Origin of the sequence: uncultured Campylobacter sp., assembly GCF_938045595.1 — a bacterium.
Taxonomy (GTDB): domain Bacteria; phylum Campylobacterota; class Campylobacteria; order Campylobacterales; family Campylobacteraceae; genus Campylobacter_B.
On sequence record NZ_CALIBB010000141.1, the window covers coordinates 1 to 18,743 of the forward strand.

Below are 18,743 nucleotides of genomic sequence, written 5' to 3' on the forward strand. Positions count from 1 at the left end.
TAAGATCGCCGAGCAAAACGTAACCGCGCCGAAGCTTCCCGTAGAGCCTGCCTCGCAAAATTCCGCAAGACAAAATTTAGCGAGGCAAAATTCTGCAAACGGCGATTCGCAAAATTCCGCAAATTCTATGGCTTCCGCAAATTCCGCCGCCGCAAATTCGGCGAGCGACGGATCTGACGTAAATTTTACCGCGTCAAATTCCGCTCCAGGAAATTCCATAAATTCTACCGCGCAAAGCCATGCTTCTAGCGGCGCGGACGATCTTTCTAAATCTCCGCGCAAAGCATTGCCTGCAGGCTCTCGCGCAAAGCTAGCGATCATCATCGACGACGTAGGTACCGGCGAGCAGGCGCAAAAGATCGCTGCGCTACCCGTGCGCGTGACGCCGTCCATCTTCCCGCCCGAGTATCAGCGCAAGGACACGCGCTCGCTCGCTCGCGGCTTTGAGCATTACGCGATCCACCTGCCGATGGAGGCGAGCTCCGCCAAAAATAACTCCGCGACGCTGCGAGCTTCGGATAATTACGAGAAGCTGCGCGGCGTCATAGCCAAGCTGCGCGCGGACTTTCCGAACGCTAAATTTATAAACAACCACACCGGTTCTAAATTTACCGCCGACGAGCGCGCGATGCAAAACCTGCTGCGCGCGATGAACGAGCATGGATTTTTATTTATCGACTCGCGCACGAGCCCCGCTACCAAGGCCAAAGCGGCGATGAAGGGGCTCGGCATGCGATACGTACATCGCGATGTGTTTTTAGATAATCAAAACAGCGTCGCTGCGGTGCGCAAAAAGCTGCGTGAAGCCGTCGCGCTTGCTAAAAAGCAGGGTTACGCCATTGCTATCGGCCATCCCAAAAGCTCCACTCTGCGCGCGCTTGCAAACAGCGCCGACATCCTAGGCGAGGTCGATTTGGTCTATTTGGACGAAATTTATGAGTACTACGAGTGAGCTTAGTTTTAAAATTCAAAGCCTAGCAAGGCTCGGTGCGAGCGAGCCCGCGCAGCTGTATTTTAGGGGCGAGCCGGCGCTACTGCAAAAGCGCCGCATCTCGATCGTGGGCTCGCGCAAGATGAGCGTTTATAGCAAAAATTTGATTCTGCGCCTCGCGCGCGCTTTGAGCGATGCGGACTTTTGCGTCGTAAGCGGCGCAGCGATCGGCTGCGACATAGCTGCGCACGAAGGGGCGTTTCCAAACACGATCGCGGTTTTTGGAAACGGCCTTGATCAAATTTATCCCGCGCAAAACGCCGCCATGATCGGCAAAATTTACGAGCGCAGCCTCGCGCTTAGCGAGTATGAGGACGGCGTGAGCGCGCGCGGATTTCAGTTTTTGCAGCGCAACCGCATCGTCGTGGCGTTGTCAGAAGCGCTGATCGTCGCTCAAGCCGAGCCTCGCAGCGGCTCGCTGCAAAGCGCGCGCCTGGCCCGCGAGATGGGTATACCCGTCTACGTGCTGCCGCACCGCATGGACGAGAGCACGGGCACGAACGATCTGCTCGCAAAGTCTCAGGCGCGGCTGATCGCGGATTTTGGCGAGTTTGTGGCTTCTTTAGCTCCGCAGACGCCGCAAAACACTGAGCGCGCGCAGGATGAGGTGATGGAATTTTTAGCGCTAAATTCCGATCTGCAAGCGGCGATCGAGCGCTTCGGCGATAAAATTTACGAATACGAGCTTGAAGGCAGGATCGAAATTTTAGGCGCAAAGATAGTGGCAAAATAGCTGATGAGCGGCGTTTGCTCGCTATGACTTGCGCACGGCTTGTTTGCACGGCGCGTAGTCTATGCGGTCGGAGTTTAAATTTAGAAAAAGGCGGCTCGGTAAAATTTTACCTTCCGCAAGTAGCACTTGAGCTTAAAACAAACCCGCGCGGCTTGTTTGTGCAGCGCCGCTTGCCTCCGCTTGCGGTAATGATCGGTTTGTGAATGCTTCTCGCGATCTATAAATACTTTGCGGCGCAGAATTTAAGCTTTAAAATGCATGAAATTTTCTGAAATAGCGTTTAAATGTTTGTTTGCCTATCGTGCTAAATTTTTGCGGGTAAATTTGGCTACGAATTTCAGCGCGAGTGTGGTAGGCTAAATTTGCCGCAAGAGAAAATTTTGGTCACGGCGGCAAAATTTTACGAGTTATAAAGCGTAGGGGGGGCTTGTATCTGCTCCGTCGCGTGAGTGTGGGCTTTAAAATTTTGGTTTTACGTGGGGTGGGTTGGTTGCACGTCCGGCACCTGCACGGCAGGATTTATGCCCGCCGTGAGTTTGGGTGTCGCTTACGTGCAGCTTGCGTGGACTCAGTGCGGATGTACTGAGCCGGGCGCGGCGATCGAAATTTTGGAATTTGAAGCTCGTGGCACGCTAAATTTAATAGCTCGCAAGCGGTGCGAGCGAGTGTAATTTATGTCAATTTCGTATAAAATTTCATAAATTCCGCAGCTAAATTCTGCGATAAAATTTAGCTATGAAATTCCGATCGCGGAATTTTGGTGGCATAATTTTAATGGCGAAACGTAAAATTCCATAAAATTTAATGTAAGTAAAGGATAAAATTTGATAGTTGCGATCGATCTTGGGCTTAAACGTATCGGCGTGGCGGCGGCACCGGATGATAAGACGCCGCTTCCGTGCGAGCCGATCCTGCGCAAAAACCGCACCCAAGCCGCGCGCGAGCTAAGCGAACTGCTGCGCGAAAAGGGCGCCAGCGTGCTCGTGCTGGGCGTGCCGCGCGGCGGGGCGAGCGAGGAGGAGATGAGCAGGCGCATACGCCACTTCGCCTCGCTGCTGGATTTTGACGGCGAGATAAAATTCCAAGACGAGAGCTTTTCGAGCGCCGAAGCGGCGGAGTTTGCGAGCAAAGGCGCTAAAGGCGGCGGCAAAGATCCGCGCTTTGATAGCATCGCCGCGACGATAATTTTGCAGAGGTTTTTGGCGAGCAAGGGTTAGACGCGTGCGTAGCAACGCAATTCGCGCGCGGCTGCGCAAGAAAGAATTGCCATTCGTCTGTTTTGCCGATCACTTAATGCTTGCAAAATTTTATCTTGCCCGCCTAAACGGACGGAATTTATGCGCGTCAAAAGTCGGTAAAATTTTCATCGTTCGCTAAAGCTTGGCAAAATTTTGCTTTGCCCGCAAAGAGCCTGCGGAATTTATTTCGACTGCAGCCGTAAATGGCGCTTTAGGTAGTTAAACTAAGTGAGATTGACAGCGATTTAAGTTGTAAACGGCGAGGTTTATGCATTTTTGGCGATTTGTGCTCGCGCGCACGGCTGCTATTTAAGTTTTTTCAAGGTCTATTTAGACGCAAAGAATACTAAGCAAAATTGCAAAAATGCGGATGCATCATAGAATAGGGCGCAAATTTTGCGATAAATTTCATTTAGGGAGCGGTTATGTTTAAGATCACGATGTTAGTAAAAAAGGCGCCGAACATCACGCAGCAGGAGTTTTTGGCGCACTGGGAGGCGCATTCGCAAAAGGTTTTGGCTAATCAAAAGGCACTAAATATCGTCCGCTATGCAAAAACCATGCCCGTTTTCCCCGAGGGACAAAGCACCAAGCGCGAGACGGCGGCGTTTGACTACGATGCGATGGGCGAGCTGTGGTATGAGAGCGTGCAGGCGTTTGCGGATGCGCGAAACAGTGAGGCGGCGCGAGCGGTGCTAACGGAGCTGATGGCGGATGAGGCGAAGTTTTGCGATATGAAAAACTGCGTGATGTGGTTCGGCGAGGAGGAGGCTGTGATAGAGTTTGAGCGCTAGGGAGCGCGGCTTGCAGCGAATAAATTTTGAAGTAAGGCTCTTTAAATGGATAGAATTCTACGTGGCATTTGGGTTTTAAAACTAGCAGAATTTTACGAGCTGGGCTTGCGCGGCTGAAATCTCAGTCGCAACCTACATAGATGAAATTTACATGCGCTATACAGATACTGCGCGGTTTAAATTATTTTAAGACTCACATATCTAAGTGGTGCGATCTAAGAATCCTGGGTATTGAGCCAAAATACCCAAAGACGCATTACGCTTGCGATTTTGGCATAGAAAAGCCTATTTATAAGATAAAACTTAAAGGGCGGTGGCATAAAATTTTTTAAAATTTTTAAGCAGCAATGCGAAATTTTCAAAAGTTTTCTAGGGCACGGCAAGATGCTTGTCGCGGGCTTGGTATGCAACAAAATATTTTACGCATTAGATTGTCGCCCTGATAAATTACCATTGTAGAGTCCGTAGGTGTTTCAGACCTCAGGATTAAATGCTTTATTATAAATACTGCAGGCGCCGTGGATGCCGCATAGACGGTGCGAGTAAAAATTGAGGCAAGCCAGCCATAAAAACAATCTTGCAAGTAAAATTTTAATTTGTCTTTTTGAAATTCAGCTCAAAGCTCCGTTTAAAATTTTATTTAAAATTTTGCTTGGGATTTTGATAGAAATTTTGCAGGAATTTCACCGCAAATTTCACAGCTATTATCAAAAATTAAAATTTTATCCCTCGCTTTTTGCTATAATTATTTTTAAAATTTAAAAGGAGCAAAAATGAAAATTTTAGCGTCGATTACCGCACTAATCGTAGCAGCCTACTTGCTCGCGCAGATATTTTTCCCGCAAGGGGTCTCGTTTGTCGGATGCGGCATCGGTAGGGCTAATTCGTGCGAAGACTACGGAGCATATTTGCTTGAGGAGCGCGATTATGAGGCAGCGAAAAAGCCGTTTGAAAAAGCTTGCGAAGCAGGGCTGGAAAATAGCTGTGCTATCGCGGGGGATTTATATTACGACGAGCAAAATTTATATAAAACTACAAAAGATAAGGGCAAGTCCGCGCGGTTTTATTCCAAAGCGTGCGAGCTGGGAGCCGCCAAAGCTTGCTACAACGCCGCGATAATCTCTTATAAAAATGCCGATAAGAAAAATACGTTCGCATTTTTTGCCAAATCATGCGATTTGGGACTAGGCGAGGGCTGCTTAAACGCTGCGGTCGCTAGCTACGAAGAAAAAGACTATCATGGCGCTCTTAAGTTTTTCCTAAAATCTTGCGATGCTGCTTTGGCAGAGGGATGCCAAAGGGTCGGGCTAGCGTATTCAAAGAAGGAATTTGGCGAGCCAGATCTGGATAAGGCGATGATCTACTACGACAAGGCTTGCAAACTGGGAGCGGAGTTTAGCTGCAACGTAGTAGCTGCGATGAATAAAATAAATGCAAGCGAGGCTAATGCTACTAAATAGATGGCAGGGCTAGCTCGACGGTAAGAAGGCGGGATCGAAATTAACTTAGAAATTTGACGGAGCTTTATGGAATTTTATGGAATTCCGCGGAATTTCGTATTTAAAATTTTATTGCTGAAATTTCGCATATTGCGATAATATCGATAGATAGTGATTTTAAAATTTCAGTATCTTGGAAGTTTAGAATTTAATCTATGCTGTGGATTTTATTGACAGAATTTTGACTTATCATAGACTTATCCATCGCGATATAGGGATTTAATCATAATCTTAGTGCATCCCTGAAAGAGAAAAAATTGCGCAAACTAGCGAGTAGCTATGTAATCACAGCTGATATGGCAAAAATATCCGAAGAAGATCGCACGGGATAATCAATCTGCGAAGTAAGTAAAATCAATTATCAAGTGGATGGAATCTATCAATAAACAAGTAAAATTATTCATCGCAAAGCAAGCAAAATCGATCTGTAAATGGGTAGATCAAGCTTAAAACTAACTCGAAGTAGCCTGTAAATAAGCTAAATTGCAAGCAAGATAAATTTTAAGCAGGCATATTGTAAGAAAGTAAAATTTTAGATAGGGTAAACGGGATAAATCGATTTCAAATCACCGTAGAAGTTGGATGACGATCCTAATTTAAAGCCCCATTTTTCCGGGATTTAAGATGCCTTTTGGATCGAACGCCCTTTTGATTGCGCGAAATAGCTCCATCTCTGCTGCGCTAAAAGCTAGTGGCATAAATTCTGCTTTGCTTAGCCCGATGCCGTGCTCGCCGCTGAGCGTACCGCCAAGATCAACTGCAGCTTTGAAAATTTCGGTGATTGCGTCATGTCCGCGTCGCACCTGAGCTTCATCTTTTTTGTCGGCGACCATGACGTTGGTGTGGACATTTCCGTCGCCCGTGTGCCCGAAGCAGGGCACACGCACGCCGTATTTATCGCCGATGCGCGCGATACGGCGCAGTAGCTCGGGCAGCTGCGAGCGCGGGACGGTGATGTCCTCATTTAGCTTAAGCGTGCCGTAGATATTGATCGCCTGCGAGCAGTTGCGTCTCGCAAACCAAATGCCCGCACGCTCCTCTTCGCTTTCTGCGATGCGAAAGTCGCTCGCGCCGTTTTGAACGAAAATTTCTTTTATGAGCGCGAGCTCCTCCAAAAGCACTGCTTCTAAATTGCCGTCGGTTTCGCAGATCAAAATCGCGCCCGCACCCTTCGGCAAGCCCTTGTGAAATTTCTCCTCGACCGCGGCTATGCACAGCGCGTCTAAAAATTCCATCGCCACGGGCGTGATACCGGCAGCCATCGTCTTATACACGGCATTCATTGCTGCATCTACGCTAGGAAAAACGCCCATCGCGGTCTTTTTAAGCTTTGGCATCGGGATTAGTTTGAGCGTGATTTCGGTGATGACGGCAAGCGCGCCTTCGCTTGCGATTAAAATTCCTGCCACGTTGAAGCCTGCGACATCTTTGATAGTGCGTTTGCCCGCTCGGATCACCTCTCCATTAGGCAGTACCGCACGCAGTGCCATTACGTAGTCTTTGGTGATGCCGTATTTTGCGGCGCGCATACCGCCGGAGTTTTCGGCGACATTGCCTCCTAGCGTGGAATAATCCTGACTTGCGGGATCGGGCGGATAAAAAAGCCCGCGCGCTGCGGCTGCTTTTTGCAGATCGATATTTATGCAGCCGGGTTGGACTACGGCGAGTAGATTTTGCATGTCGATTTCTAGAATTTTATTCATATGTTTTTCAAATGCCAAAATCACTCCGCCGTTTGCGGCTAAAGATCCACCCGTAAAACCGCTACCTGCGCCTCTTGGAACTACAGGGATTAAATTTTCGTTGCAGAATTTTAAAATTTGACTAACATCGTCTTCACTTCGCGGGAAAAGCACGCCGTCCGGCAGGCAGCGTCTTTTCGTCGCGTCGTAGCAGTATGCTGTGCGATGAGCCTCGTCAAAATAGGCGTTATCCGCGCCTAATAGATTTGTAAAAAACGCTCGCGCGGCGCTATTCATCGCCGTCTAAGCCTAGCAAATAGCGGTAGTGTTTGTCGTAATCGCTGATAGGGCCGTTAGTAAAGTCCCAAATGACGGTCTTTATCTCGCCCACGCGCGAGTAAAATGGCAGCTGATAATAAGCCACGCCGCCGCTAGCAAACGTACGCAAAGGCTTGAAACTACCGCAGTCGGCAAATACGCCTTGTTTATCCATCGCGATAAAAATCAGTCCGGCGCTGTTTTGCGCGCAAATTTTACGAAAATCGTCACGGCTGGGATTTGGCTTGTGGTTGTAGCTAAGATAGGCGCCGCCAAGATCTGGGTGGATAAAATTTATATTTGGAAAAGCCTTGATAACCTGCTCGTAAATTTCAGCGTTAGGCGCGACGATTATGGCGCGGTCATAGAGGAAATTTAAGATCACTTTATCGCCGCTTGAGGGTAAAATTTTAGGCAGTGGCAGCGCCTCTTGAGCTAACATATCAAAGACCTCAAATCGCACCTTTGCCTTGCCTGCGCTTTTTTGCGTCACGACTGCGCGCGCGATGATGGAGCTTGCGCCGCTACCGAAATTATGCATCACCACTCCGCTGCTGCCTACGGCAATCGTAGGGCTATCTGCAATCTCGCCCGAACCATCCTTTACACTAAGTAGGGCGGTTTCGTATCGCGGCATGTTAAATTCCGCCCCTATCGCCGCACTTAAAAATAGGCCTAAAATAAGTAAAGCTTTTTTCAAAATTCTACTCCTGAATAAAATTTCGGCTAATTATACATAAAACTTTGAAATTAGCGATAAAATTCCGCGGTATTTACGAAATATAAGCGTTTTTTCGTTACAATCCCGCCTTAAAATAATATTTCAAAGCGGTTTTATATGACTAGAATTTTTATATTGCTTTTTCTGTGGATAGGCGTAGTTTTTGCGAATAACCCCAGCGTAGAGAAGTTTGCCTGGCCAGATGGCGTGAGTCTGCTGCAATTTATGGAAACTGCGGGCATTCCCGCGTCTGTATATTACGACCTGGATAAAGAGGATCAAGAGCTTGCCGCTGAGGTGCGCGCGGGCGTGGAGTGTCAAATTTTGCGTGATCCAGCAGGTCGCGTCTCCCAGCTGCTAATCCCTGTCAGCGAGGAGCTTCAGATCCACATCTACCGCGATAAATTCGGCACTTTTAGATTCGTTTATACTCCGATAGTTTATGAGGAAAACAGCTACTCTTTAGGAATTCAGATCGAAAGCTCGCCCTATCAAGATATCATCAAAGCTACGGGCAATGCGGCTTTAGCGAATGAGTTTATGCTTGTTTTTAAAAACGAGGTAAATTTTAAAAAGCTGCAAAAGGGCGATCGGCTTGTGATTCTGTATGAGCAAAAGACGCGCCTTGGCAAGCCTTTTGGCGGAGTAAATATCACCGCAGGAATGATCGAGGAAAATAAAAAGCCCAAATCGCTATATTTTTTCGACGATAAATACTACGACCGAAGCGGCAAAAAGGTCGAATCTTTTCTGCTGATTACGCCGCTTGTTTATACTAGAATTTCATCCTATTTTACCCCTAAAAGATTTCATCCGATTTTAAAGCGATATCGCGCGCACTTAGGCGTGGATTATGCAGCTCCCAAAGGCACTAGGGTAAATGCCGCAGGGGCGGGCAAGATTAGCTTCGTAGGGCGTAAAAACGGCTACGGCAATACCGTAGAGATCAACCACGGCGGCGGCATTAGCACGCTTTATGCACATCTTAGCGGCTTTGCTAGTGGTACAAAAGCAGGCGTTAGCGTCAAGCAAGGTCAGCTAATCGCTTATGTGGGCTCGACCGGGCTTAGTTCGGGACCGCATCTGCACTTCGGACTTTATAAAAATAAGCAGGCGATAGATCCGCTTAAGGTAGTCAAGATTGAAAAAACTAACGTTATAAGCGCCGAGGAGCTTAAATTTAAAGCTCTCGTCAAAGATATGGACGCTAGAATGGCTGCGGCTAAAGACGGCTCGAAAAACCCTGCTAAATTTGAAAACTACGAGTCGCTTATCACGATAAATTAAGGCTTAAAATGGAAAATAAAGAGCAGCTGGACGACGTCGAGGAAGCCAAAGCGCTTCTTGATGCGCACTTGGACGATACGCTTGAGCATGAGCTGAGCGCCGCCGATCTTACGGAGCATTTAAAAACTCTAAAAAAGCATGACGAAGAAAAATACGTAGAATTCTTAAAAAAGCTAGATCCTGAGGATCTTGCCGATGCTGCGCTTGAGATGCCCGAGCATATGCTCGAAGATGTCATCGAAACTCTGCCTCACGAAAAGATCGTCAAAGCGATCGAGGAGCTCGAAAGCGACGATCAGGCGGAGCTTTTGCAAAATATCGGCGAAATCGACGAGGACAAGGCCGAGCAGATTTTCTATGGGCTTGACGAGGACGATCGCCACGATATTCTTACTATCTCCAAATATAGCGAAGATGAGGCGGGCGCGTATATGCAGACCGAGGTTTTTAGCGCGAGGCAGGATCAGACCCTGGGGCAGGCGGTCGAGATGCTGCGCGTTATGCGCGAAAAGGACGAGATCGAGAACGTCTTTCAGCTCTTCGTGCTCGATAAAAAGGGGCATCTGCTTACGAGCTTTTCGACATCCGATCTGATTTTATACGATTTCTCGCTCACGCTGGAGCAAATTTCACAAAAATTCGGCGCCGAAAACAAAATCCACTTCGCCACCGATACCGACAAGATCGACGACGTGATCAAGGACTTTGAAGAATTCGATCTTAACGTCATCCCCGTTGTCGATGCTAACGGCGTGCTTATCGGGCGTATCACCGCCGATGATATCCACGATCTCATCCAAGAGCGCGCCACCGAGCAAATTTACAACCTCGCGGGCGTCGATGACGAAGCCGAAGACGACGAGACTACGATCTTTAAGGCGGGTCGCGCGCGCGCTGTGTGGCTAGCGGTAAATTTATGCACGGCGATCGTAAGCTCCACGATCATCGGGCTTTTTGACGCCACTATCGAAAAGCTGGTCGCGCTCGCCGTGCTTATGCCAATAGTCGCCTCCATGGGCGGTAACACCGGCACGCAGGCGCTTACCGTAACCGTGCGCCGCCTAGCCTTGGGCGAGATAGCGTTTAAAGACAAAAAGCAGGTTCTCTTTCGCGAGATCACGATCGCTTTCATAAACGGCCTCATTTTTGCCACGCTGATGGGGTTTGTGGCGTATTTTTGGTTCGGCATTAAGCTTTTGGGGCTGGTGATTGCGATGTCGATGGTGCTAAATTTAACTCTTGCGGGGCTTTTCGGCGCCGTCATTCCGATCACGCTTAAAAAATTAAATATCGACCCCGCCGTCGGCAGCTCCGTACTGCTTACCACAGTAACGGATATCGTGGGATTTTTCAGCTTTTTAGGACTTGCGACATGGATACTACTATAAAAAATTTTAAAATTTCCGAGCTTAAAAGCTCTAATTTTGTTAAACCCTTTCGCTTGAGCTTCGAAATGGACGGCGTAGCGCGCGCGTGGGACTGCGTCAAGGTGCACGATAGCGTCTCGATTTTGCTCTACCATACGCAGCGCGACGCGCTCTTGCTCGTCAAGCAGTTTCGCCCCAGCGTATGGTTTTATCAAGAGGAAGGCTTAATCAACTCGCCCGAAAAGGGCTACACCTATGAGCTTTGCGCTGGCATTTTAGACAAGGGCATCAGCGAGGAGCAAACGGCGATCGAAGAGGTGCTCGAAGAGACGGGATACGCCGTGAAAGATCTGAAATTTATTACGAGCTACTACAGCGCCCTGGGCTTTGCGGCGAACCGTCAAATTTTATACTTCGCGTGCATCGACGAATCGATGAAGCTAGGTCGCGGCGGCGGCGTGGACGGCGAGAAGATCGAGCTTTTCTACCTGCCTGCAGCCAAGGCGCGGGAGTTTATGTTCGACGAAAAGATCGTGCGCGCGCCGGGGCTCATCCTAGCATTTCAGTGGTTTTTGAGCGAGTTTAAAGCTTAGCTGCGAGATGGAATTTCGTGTGCTATCGCGCGCTTTTGCGTCTCGGCTTTAAATTTAAAGGACGGCGATGAGGGTTTTACTTAGGCTGTGTATTATCGCGGCGTGCCTTTATGCGGCGATCGCGGCAGCACTTTATATCTTTCAGGAACGGCTGATATTTTTGGGCGAGCCACTGGATAAAAACTTCAAATTTAGCTTTGAAAATTCCGAATTTGCAGGAGTTGTGAATGTGCCCGAGAACGACGAGCATTTAGATACGCCGTCGTCCGCTATGCAAAATGGCGCCTCTACAAACGGTGCAGCAGACGAAGGCGCTCCCGCAGCGAGCGGCACAAAAGAAAGCGGCGTCGTAGCTGATAAGATCAAAAATGAAAACACCCAAACTAGCGGCGAGCGCGTCGGCGAAAATGCCGCAGGAAACGGCGCTGCGGGCAATAATGCAAACGCTGCTGCGATAAAATTTCAAGAGATCAGGGCGGGTTTATAAACGGGCTGAAATTTAGCGCGGCAGAGCCTAAAGGCGCGATTTTGTTCTTTCACGGCAACTTCGGCGACGTGAGCGGCTGGGGCGCATACGGCGCGGATTTTGCGGCTTTGGGATACGATTTTTATATTTTCGATTACCCGGGCTACGGCAAATCAGACGGCAAAATTTCATCGCAGCAGCAGCTTTTTGCGAGCGCCGATGCGATGAGCCGCTATGTTTTAGCGCAGCATTCGCCAAGGAAGCTCGCGATGATCGGCTACTCGATCGGAAGCGGCATCGCGGCACAGCAGGCTGCGAAGTGGGACGCGGCGCGGCTGATTTTGCTCGCGCCATATTTTAGCTTCGAGCGGCTTGCGCACGAAAAAATCCCCTTCGTGCCGAAATTTTTGATCCGCTATAAGATTCCGACTGCGGAATTTTTGCAAGCGGCACGCGGTACGCAGATCACGCTCATCCACGGAGCCGCAGATGAGCTGATACCGGTGCACCACTGCCGCGATCTTGCGGGGTCTCTTAAGGCGGGCGATCTATTTTATGAAATACCAGACGCGCGGCATAATGGACTGCTGGCAATGCCCGGTATTTGGGAAATTTTAAAAAAGAGGCTGCGCTAATCTAGCGGAGCTCGGCGTAAAATTCCATGCAAAAATTCGACCGCTAAATTTTAAAATTTTACGTAAAATTCCGCGCGGGCTAGGTCGTCGTAAAATCGCATGAAATTTTATAGCGGAAAAACACGGCGCCAAAACAAGGGCGCAATTTCAAATCAAAATTTATGCGCCGTTGGCGTAAGCACAGAGTCAATTTTGTAGCGTTAAATTCTTTTTAGCTCAGTTATGCCGAAATTTCAAACTAAAATTTGCGCTAGGTCGCGACGCCGTATGTTTTAACCGCGATAAAATTCTGTGAAATTTTATCTCCGCAGCCGTTTATAAATTTCAAGTCTAAATTTTATATTTACGCGGAAGCGGCGCCGTATTTTATCCGCATAGAATTCTGCCGCGTAAAATTTTATCTAGCAAAATTCTGTTTCGTAAAATTCTATCTCGTAGAATTCTAATTCGCCGCGCTCAAATTTTATCCGCCGCTTTAAATTTATACCGCAGCGCCTAAATTTCTCCCGCTCGTCGCGCTTTACCGAAATTTATATTTAGTTGTTGTAAAATGCGTTTTTAAAAGGATTTTAGCGGTTTGTGATATGAGTATTTTAGAGTTTACGGAGTGCGTAGGCATCGCTTCGGCGGCGCTTAGCGGGTTTTTATTCGGCGTAAAGAAGGGCTGCGATTGGCTTGGGATCTTTATCGCGGCGTTTTTGACGGCGCTTGGCGGCGGGATCATGCGCGACACCTTGGTAAGTCGCGAGATCTACTCGTTTACGCACTATGCGCCCGTAACGATCGTGCTTGCGGTAAGTGCCGTAGCCATTTTCGCCAAACTTTACGAAAACCGCGATTTAGAGGGTAAATTTTTATTTATTCTAACCGATGCGATCGACGTCGTAAGCTTTTCGATCGTGGGAGCGATGGTCGCGCTAAGTTACAATCACAACGTTTTCGGCGTGGTGCTGATCGCGTTTTGCAACGGCGTGGGCGGCGGTATTTTGCGCGACGTACTGCTGAACGAAGTGCCGTGGTTTTTGCATACGGGGCTTTATGGCACGATAAGCATGGGCGTGGGCTTGATATATTTCGTGCTTGATGGATTGGGGCTTAGCGGCGTAGTTTCGGTGCTTATTTTGCTGATTTTAGGGGTTGCGTTTCGCATGGTGGCTTATTACAAATCTTGGCATCTGCCTAAAGTGGAGTATAAAAAATGAACTATTTGATGGATAATTTCGCGCGCGTAAACGTGGCGCTGGTAAGAGGCGAGGGCTCGATAGTCTATGACGAAGCGGGCAAGGACTACGTGGATTTTGGCGCAGGCATCGGCGTAAACTGCCTGGGGCACGCAAATGAAATCGTGTTGGAAGCGATCGGCACGCAAGCCGCACAGATCATCCACGGCTCGAATATCTATAGAATTCTGCCTCAAGAAGCCCTGGCTCAAAAGATTAGCGAGCTTTTGGGGTATCGCAGCTACGCCGTATTTTGTAACTCTGGCGCGGAGGCGAACGAAGCTGCGATCAAAATGGCGCGTAAATACGGCACCGTAAACTTCCCTAATAAGAAATTTGAAATTCTAACTCTGCGAAATTCCTTCCACGGCCGCACGCTAGCGACGCTGCAAGCTACGGGGCAGGAGAAATTTCATCCCGAAATTTTTGCGCCCTATATGCCCGGATTTAAATTTTTCGACGATATCGAGGAGATCATCGCACATATCGATGAAAACAGCGTCGCCGTGATGATCGAGCTAGTCCAGGGCGAGGGCGGTATCAAGCCTCTGGATAAGGCGAGCGTGCAAAGGCTGGCGGCGGTTTTGAAAGAGAAAAAGCTGCTTTTGATCACCGACGAGGTGCAGTGCGGCGTATATCGCACGGGCGAGTTTGCGACGTCGCAAATTTACGGCATCCGCCCCGACATCATCACCTTTGCCAAAGGTCTTGCGGGCGGCGTGCCGATCGGCGCGTGCGTGGCGCAGCAAAATATTTTCGCTCCGGGCGAGCACGGCAGCACCTTCGGCGGTAACTTTTTGGCGACCTCTACGGCGCTTGCGGTGCTTTCGCAGCTTCAGTTTTTAAAAGCGAGCGGCAAGCTTGATAAGACTATAAAAAGATTTATCAAAAAACTAGACGGGCTCGCCGCAGACTATCCTAGCCTGATCGAAAAGCGCGTGGGGCTCGGTCTGATGCAAGGCCTCGTGCTGCGCGATGAAAAAAATCTGGGCGAGATCTTTAACAAAGCCCTGCAAAACGGACTTTTGATCCTAAAATCCGGCAAGCGCACTCTTAGATTTTTGCCTGCGCTAAATATCAAAAAACCGGAGATCAAAGAGGGTTTTGCGCGCCTACGCAAGAGCCTGGACGAGATAGTGCGGGCGTGAAATTTAGCGATTTTTTCGAGGGCTGGCTTAACGAGAGCTACTACGCAAATACCGCTAAAATCGGCAAGAGCGGCGATTTTTATACTGCCGTAAGCGTAGGGAGCTTCTTCGGTATCTGCATCGCGCGCGAAATTTTGTGCCTAAGCGCGGATTTTTGCGCGGCGCAAGAGTTAAGCTTAGACGCCGCGGCGAACCCAGATAGGTCGCGGCAAAACCTTGCGGCTAATCCTGGCAAATTAAATTTAGATGTCGCGCTTGCAAAAAAACCGCAAAATAACGCTAAAATCGCTATCGTAGAGATCGGCTCGCACGACGGGCGACTGCTTTGCGACATAGCGCAAGCTATCTTTACGCTAGGCGGCGCGGCGGCGCTTGATAGATTTAGCTTTGCAATCATCGAGCCGCACGAGCGTCTGCGCGAGCTACAGCGGGCGAGCTTTGCGGAGAGCTTCGGCGGCGAAATCGTGCCAAAGCATTTCGCAAGCGCGCGCGAGGCGAAATTTAAAGATGCGATCTTTGTGGCAAATGAGCTTTTCGACGCCTTTAAATGCGAGGCGGTGGACGGTGAAAATATGCTTTTTATTGAAAGCGGTGCGGCAAAATTTGCTCCCATAAAAGAACGCGAAATTTTAACCCTTGCGCGTAGATTCGGTATCTCGCGCGGCGAAATCCCGGTCGGATACTTTCGCTTTGCGCGCGAAATTTGCGCCAGCGCGCAGCGGTTTTATTTCATCGCCTTTGATTACGGACAGATGGGCGCTAGCGGCGATTTTAGCCTGCGGATTTACCGAAACCACGAGGTTTTCAGCTTCTTTGAGGTGCAAAACTTGAGCGATTTTTACGGCAAAAGCGACCTTACCTATGACGTAAATTTTGAAATTTTACGCGCGGCGTTTGAGGACGCGGGCGCCGTGACGGCGGATTTTAAAAGACAGATCGCAGCTTTGATAGACTTCGGCGCGGTCCAGCTTTTAGAGCTTTTTATGCAAAAAAGCGGCGAGAAGGGCTATCATAACGCGCTTTTGCAGTTCAATCACCTGCGCGCGGAGTTTGGCGAGAAGTTTAAGATGATAAAATTTAAAAAGGGGCTTTGATGAAAGCTTTTATCGATTGCGACTGTGAAATTTTGCAAAGGACGCTGGAGTTGTTTTTGAAAGACCATGCCGCAAGTGCGCAGGATTGCGACTTTGTGATAAGCGATGAGCCGCAAAGCTCGGCAAAACCGCTATTTTTAATCGGCGAGGGCGGAGATTTGACGCTGCCGTTTTCCAAGCAGATGTTGTTATCGAGGCTAGAGGATTTTCAAGGCTCGCTAAAGCGGGATCTTAGCGAATACGACGTGGCGGAAGAGGAAATTTGCGCGCTGTTTGATGAGTTTAAAGCAAAAATCATCGAAATTTTAAGAAGGCAAAATGGCTAAATTTTCCAAACCTAACGGCGCGCTCTTTACGCAAATTTCAAGCGGCATCTATAAGGGCAAAAAGCTTTCTCTGCCCGCGCTTTCGAGTACACGCAGCACGAAAAGCATCGTAAAGGGCTCGTTTTTCGATACGTGGCGAGCGCAGTTGCGCGGCGCGGCGTTTATCGAGTGCTTCGGCGGCAGCGGTGCGATGGCGCTTGAAGCGCTAAGCAACGGCGCAAAAAACGTTTATGCGATCGAAAAGGACGCTGCCGCGCATAAGATCATGCGGAAAAATTTCGAGCTTTTTGGGCTCGGTGCAAATGCGATTTTGGGCGATTGCTTTGAACGACTGCCCGAAATTTTACACGAGCTGCAAACGGATATGAATGGACGCTCGGGCGCGAATTCGCTAAATTTGAGCGGCAAAAATTTTAAAAACCGCACTGCCGACGCCGCCTGCTACGAAAATTTAGACGGCGAAAAAGAGAGCTGCCGCAAAAGCTTTAGTAGCGTAGAGCAGGGCGAGGACGGATACCGCGCCGCGCAAAGCGTAAAAGTGGAAGACGGCACGCAAAGCGGCGTAAAAAATTTAGCTAAATGCGGCACGCGAAGCAGTGTGCTTGACAGCGCGCAAAATGGCGCGCAGAGCGGTACAAATGCTGATTGCGCAGGCATGGAGAGCTTTGGCGGTTGTGCTCAGATTGGCGATTATGCGGGTGCTTCTAGTATAAAATACTGCGTGAATTCGCTAGCTGCGGACGCTGTGAGCTTTAGCGAAAGGTTTGACGATAACTGCGCTTCGAAATACGACGCGAGCGGCACCGAGACCGTTAATTGCAACGTAAATTTAAGCTCAAAATGCGGCGAGAGCTCTAATTTTGACGCAAATCGCGGTACGGGCTTAGGCGCGAGCTGCGAAGAGAAAGAAATCTTAAATTTAGGCGAAAATTTTAACGCTAGCTACGGAGAAAATTTACATTCAAACGCAAATTTCATCTATGATTCAAGAAAAAATTCTGCTGAGAATTCTGACGGCAAATTTAGCCCCAAGTGCAGAGAAAATTCACGCCCAAGCGTAAATTTAACCCGCGGTTCAAGAAAAAATTTCGCCGCTAATTCCCACGAAAATTTTGCCTGCAGTTTAGGCGAAAGTGCTGCCGCAAACGATTTAGGCGAATGCTCTGTCGCAAATTCAAGCAAGAGCCATACCGTAAATTCTAGTGAAAATTTCGTCTCCGATCCCGCGCACAGAGTGTTTGTCTATCTGGATCCGCCGTTTGCGATCAGGCAGGGCTTTGGCGAGATTTACGAGCGAGTGCTGGCGCTGATAGCGCGCCTAGGCTCCGTGCAGTGCGAGCTGCTAATCGCGATCGAGCATATGAGCGAGCTTGAGCTGCCGCCTAAAATCGGCGATTTCGCGCTGCTTAAATCGCGCAAATTCGGCGCTACGACGATGAGTTACTACGCAAAATGAAAAGCTTAAAGCAAATTTTAGATTACTACGCCGATTTGAAAAATTGCGACGCGGATCTTTTCGGCGCGCCCGATCCGCTGCAGGTCGCAAAGGGACATCGAAACGACGTCGTAGCGCTCATCTGCGCGCTGTTTGCTTATGGGAGCGCGGCTCAAATTTTAAAATTCCTCCGCTCGCTTGATTTTTCACTTTTAGACGGGAGCGATGAGCGTATTAGTACGGAGCTTGCGGGCAAAAAATATAGATTTCAAAGCCCGCGCGACGTCGCTGAAATTTTTATAACTTTAAAACGGCTTAAAAGTAGCCTTAGCATCGAAGAGAGCGTGCTTTGCGGTATGCAAAAAAGCGGACGGATCGAAGACGGAATAAATTTTTTAATCGGCGAAATTTACAAATTAAATCCCTACCGCAGCCCGGGGTATGAGTTTTTTTTCGGTCGAGGCTTTGCGCAAAAGCCCACGTCGCCGTATAAGCGCTACAATCTTTTCCTGCGCTGGGCGGTGCGCGACAGCGACATCGATCTGGGGCTGTACAAAAAGATCGAAAAATCGCGCCTCCTCATCCCGCTCGATACCCATACGCATAAAGTTTCGCTTAAGCTTGGGCTGATCGATCGCAAGAGTTACGATTTTGAGGCGGTTTTGCAGCTTACGCAAAGCTTAAGGCGCTTCGATCCGAGCGATCCCATCAAATACGACTTCGCGCTGTATCGCCTCGGACAGAGCGGCGAGATAGATAAAATTTTACCCGAACTAAGCGCGAATTTAAACAAAACTGCAGAATAATTGGCGAAATTTTTCTGGTACGCGTGATGAAATTTTATGAAGCTTTAGCGTGATTGCGCGGCGGAATTTTGTGCTGTGCTGCCGCATAAGTAGGGCTGGCTTTATGGATTTTGCCGCGCGCCTTAAATACAGAGCGCCGAAATTTCATAAAATTTTAGCAAAAGATCGCTTCATAAATTCTGCAAATTTCACGGAGAGCTGCGCGAAATTTATAGGGCTATCTTGTAGAATTTCGGTAAAATTCCACAGCCTTGTGCTACTTAAATTTTTATGAAATTTTGCAGCTTGTGCGCGACGCGATAAATTGCATGGAACTAAAACGGCAATCGCGCGATAAATTTCATAAAATTTAAGCAGAGAGGCGCGGCAAAATCCGATATAATTCCGCGA

General features: G+C 48.7%; 20 protein-coding genes and 1 pseudogene. 19 read left to right on the plus strand and 2 right to left on the minus strand.

The features are described from left to right. The 6 genes from Q0340_RS05990 to Q0340_RS06015 form a co-directional block, all read left to right on the plus strand. Nucleotides 1-952: divergent polysaccharide deacetylase family protein (locus tag Q0340_RS05990; RefSeq protein ID WP_298082550.1), on the plus strand; the 952-nt coding region annotated here is incomplete at its 5' end. Further along, the gene (locus Q0340_RS05995; protein ID WP_298082551.1) at nt 936-1,724 is read left to right on the plus strand and encodes a DNA-processing protein DprA; all 789 of its coding nucleotides are present in this window, start codon (nt 936-938) and stop codon (nt 1,722-1,724) included. The genes Q0340_RS05990 and Q0340_RS05995, both read left to right, overlap by 17 nt. A 449-nt stretch (nt 1,725-2,173) precedes the next feature. Next, the gene (locus tag Q0340_RS06000; RefSeq protein WP_298082552.1) at nt 2,174-2,395 is read left to right on the plus strand and encodes a hypothetical protein; all 222 of its coding nucleotides are present in this window, start codon (nt 2,174-2,176) and stop codon (nt 2,393-2,395) included. A gap of 153 nt (nt 2,396-2,548) precedes the next feature. Continuing rightward, nucleotides 2,549-2,941 (plus strand): Holliday junction resolvase RuvX, encoded by a 393-nt coding sequence (gene ruvX, locus Q0340_RS06005; RefSeq protein ID WP_298082553.1) that lies wholly within the window; start codon nt 2,549-2,551, stop codon nt 2,939-2,941. Between the two features lie 446 nt (nt 2,942-3,387). After that, the gene (locus tag Q0340_RS06010) at nt 3,388-3,756 is read left to right on the plus strand and encodes an EthD domain-containing protein (protein WP_298082554.1); all 369 of its coding nucleotides are present in this window, start codon (nt 3,388-3,390) and stop codon (nt 3,754-3,756) included. A 773-nt stretch (nt 3,757-4,529) separates the two neighbouring features. After that, nucleotides 4,530-5,216, plus strand: coding sequence for a tetratricopeptide repeat protein (locus Q0340_RS06015; protein WP_298082555.1), 687 nt, complete (start codon nt 4,530-4,532; stop codon nt 5,214-5,216). Nucleotides 5,217-5,851: 635 nt separating this feature from the next. Here the strand turns inward: Q0340_RS06015 and Q0340_RS06020 are convergent. Both Q0340_RS06020 and Q0340_RS06025 read right to left on the minus strand, forming a co-directional pair. Then, nucleotides 5,852-7,234 (minus strand): FAD-linked oxidase C-terminal domain-containing protein, encoded by a 1,383-nt coding sequence (locus Q0340_RS06020; RefSeq protein WP_298082556.1) that lies wholly within the window; start codon nt 7,232-7,234, stop codon nt 5,852-5,854. Next, nucleotides 7,227-7,955 (minus strand): plasminogen-binding N-terminal domain-containing protein, encoded by a 729-nt coding sequence (locus Q0340_RS06025; RefSeq protein WP_298082557.1) that lies wholly within the window; start codon nt 7,953-7,955, stop codon nt 7,227-7,229. The genes Q0340_RS06020 and Q0340_RS06025 overlap by 8 nt, the downstream gene beginning before the upstream one ends. Nucleotides 7,956-8,093: 138 nt before the next feature. Here Q0340_RS06025 and Q0340_RS06030 point away from each other — a divergent pair, with 138 nt between their 5' ends. The 13 genes and pseudogenes from Q0340_RS06030 to Q0340_RS06090 all read left to right on the plus strand — a co-directional run bounded on the left by Q0340_RS06030 (nt 8,094) and on the right by Q0340_RS06090 (nt 18,627). After that, nucleotides 8,094-9,263 carry a peptidoglycan DD-metalloendopeptidase family protein gene (locus tag Q0340_RS06030; RefSeq protein WP_005871954.1) on the plus strand — a complete coding sequence of 390 codons (1,170 nt, stop codon included), beginning with the start codon at nt 8,094-8,096 and terminating at the stop codon, nt 9,261-9,263. 8 nt (nt 9,264-9,271) lie between these two features. After that, nucleotides 9,272-10,651, plus strand: a complete 1,380-nt coding sequence (gene mgtE, locus Q0340_RS06035) for a magnesium transporter (protein WP_298082558.1) — start codon at nt 9,272-9,274, stop codon at nt 10,649-10,651. Next, nucleotides 10,636-11,223, plus strand: a complete 588-nt coding sequence (locus Q0340_RS06040) for an NUDIX hydrolase (RefSeq protein ID WP_297948819.1) — start codon at nt 10,636-10,638, stop codon at nt 11,221-11,223. The genes mgtE and Q0340_RS06040 overlap by 16 nt, the downstream gene beginning before the upstream one ends. A 67-nt stretch (nt 11,224-11,290) precedes the next feature. Then, entirely contained in the window at nt 11,291-11,710 is a 420-nt protein-coding gene (locus Q0340_RS06045) for a hypothetical protein (RefSeq protein WP_298082559.1), read from the plus strand. Between the two features lie 5 nt (nt 11,711-11,715). Beyond that, nucleotides 11,716-12,324: an alpha/beta fold hydrolase gene (locus Q0340_RS06050; RefSeq protein ID WP_298082577.1), complete on the plus strand. Its 609-nt coding sequence runs from the start codon at nt 11,716-11,718 to the stop codon at nt 12,322-12,324. Between the two features lie 584 nt (nt 12,325-12,908). Continuing rightward, nucleotides 12,909-13,526 (plus strand): TRIC cation channel family protein, encoded by a 618-nt coding sequence (locus tag Q0340_RS06055; RefSeq protein WP_298082560.1) that lies wholly within the window; start codon nt 12,909-12,911, stop codon nt 13,524-13,526. Further along, the gene (locus Q0340_RS06060) at nt 13,523-14,692 is read left to right on the plus strand and encodes an acetylornithine transaminase (RefSeq protein WP_298082561.1); all 1,170 of its coding nucleotides are present in this window, start codon (nt 13,523-13,525) and stop codon (nt 14,690-14,692) included. The genes Q0340_RS06055 and Q0340_RS06060 overlap by 4 nt, the downstream gene beginning before the upstream one ends. Then, nucleotides 14,689-15,786 carry an SAM-dependent methyltransferase gene (locus tag Q0340_RS06065; protein WP_298082562.1) on the plus strand — a complete coding sequence of 366 codons (1,098 nt, stop codon included), beginning with the start codon at nt 14,689-14,691 and terminating at the stop codon, nt 15,784-15,786. Before Q0340_RS06060 ends, Q0340_RS06065 begins: the two co-directional genes overlap by 4 nt. Continuing rightward, nucleotides 15,786-16,112, plus strand: a complete 327-nt coding sequence (locus Q0340_RS06070) for a hypothetical protein (RefSeq protein ID WP_298082563.1) — start codon at nt 15,786-15,788, stop codon at nt 16,110-16,112. The genes Q0340_RS06065 and Q0340_RS06070 overlap by 1 nt, the downstream gene beginning before the upstream one ends. Further along, a pseudogene (locus Q0340_RS06075) lies at nt 16,105-16,479 on the plus strand (RsmD family RNA methyltransferase); the annotation flags it as partial. The gene Q0340_RS06070 and the pseudogene Q0340_RS06075, both read left to right, overlap by 8 nt. 288 nt (nt 16,480-16,767) lie before the next feature. After that, nucleotides 16,768-17,568 (plus strand): RsmD family RNA methyltransferase, encoded by an 801-nt coding sequence (locus Q0340_RS06080; RefSeq protein ID WP_298082578.1) that lies wholly within the window; start codon nt 16,768-16,770, stop codon nt 17,566-17,568. After that, nucleotides 17,565-18,353 carry a TIGR02757 family protein gene (locus tag Q0340_RS06085; protein ID WP_298082564.1) on the plus strand — a complete coding sequence of 263 codons (789 nt, stop codon included), beginning with the start codon at nt 17,565-17,567 and terminating at the stop codon, nt 18,351-18,353. The genes Q0340_RS06080 and Q0340_RS06085 overlap by 4 nt, the downstream gene beginning before the upstream one ends. Before the next feature lie 103 nt (nt 18,354-18,456). Further along, nucleotides 18,457-18,627: a hypothetical protein gene (locus Q0340_RS06090; RefSeq protein WP_298082565.1), complete on the plus strand. Its 171-nt coding sequence runs from the start codon at nt 18,457-18,459 to the stop codon at nt 18,625-18,627. The last annotated feature ends 116 nt before the right edge of the window (nt 18,628-18,743 follow it).

Coding starts and splice junctions, on each gene's coding strand:
- Q0340_RS05995 (WP_298082551.1), top strand. CDS start 936: ATGAGTACTACGAGTGAGCTTAGTTTTAAAATTCAAAGCCTAGCAAGG.
- Q0340_RS06010 (WP_298082554.1), top strand. CDS start 3,388: ATGTTTAAGATCACGATGTTAGTAAAAAAGGCGCCGAACATCACGCAG.
- Q0340_RS06015 (WP_298082555.1), top strand. CDS start 4,530: ATGAAAATTTTAGCGTCGATTACCGCACTAATCGTAGCAGCCTACTTG.
- Q0340_RS06020 (WP_298082556.1), bottom strand. CDS start 7,234: ATGAATAGCGCCGCGCGAGCGTTTTTTACAAATCTATTAGGCGCGGAT.
- Q0340_RS06030 (WP_005871954.1), top strand. CDS start 8,094: ATGACTAGAATTTTTATATTGCTTTTTCTGTGGATAGGCGTAGTTTTT.
- mgtE (WP_298082558.1), top strand. CDS start 9,272: ATGGAAAATAAAGAGCAGCTGGACGACGTCGAGGAAGCCAAAGCGCTT.
- Q0340_RS06040 (WP_297948819.1), top strand. CDS start 10,636: ATGGATACTACTATAAAAAATTTTAAAATTTCCGAGCTTAAAAGCTCT.
- Q0340_RS06045 (WP_298082559.1), top strand. CDS start 11,291: ATGAGGGTTTTACTTAGGCTGTGTATTATCGCGGCGTGCCTTTATGCG.
- Q0340_RS06055 (WP_298082560.1), top strand. CDS start 12,909: ATGAGTATTTTAGAGTTTACGGAGTGCGTAGGCATCGCTTCGGCGGCG.
- Q0340_RS06060 (WP_298082561.1), top strand. CDS start 13,523: ATGAACTATTTGATGGATAATTTCGCGCGCGTAAACGTGGCGCTGGTA.
- Q0340_RS06070 (WP_298082563.1), top strand. CDS start 15,786: ATGAAAGCTTTTATCGATTGCGACTGTGAAATTTTGCAAAGGACGCTG.
- Q0340_RS06080 (WP_298082578.1), top strand. CDS start 16,768: ATGGAGAGCTTTGGCGGTTGTGCTCAGATTGGCGATTATGCGGGTGCT.
- Q0340_RS06085 (WP_298082564.1), top strand. CDS start 17,565: ATGAAAAGCTTAAAGCAAATTTTAGATTACTACGCCGATTTGAAAAAT.
- Q0340_RS06090 (WP_298082565.1), top strand. CDS start 18,457: ATGGATTTTGCCGCGCGCCTTAAATACAGAGCGCCGAAATTTCATAAA.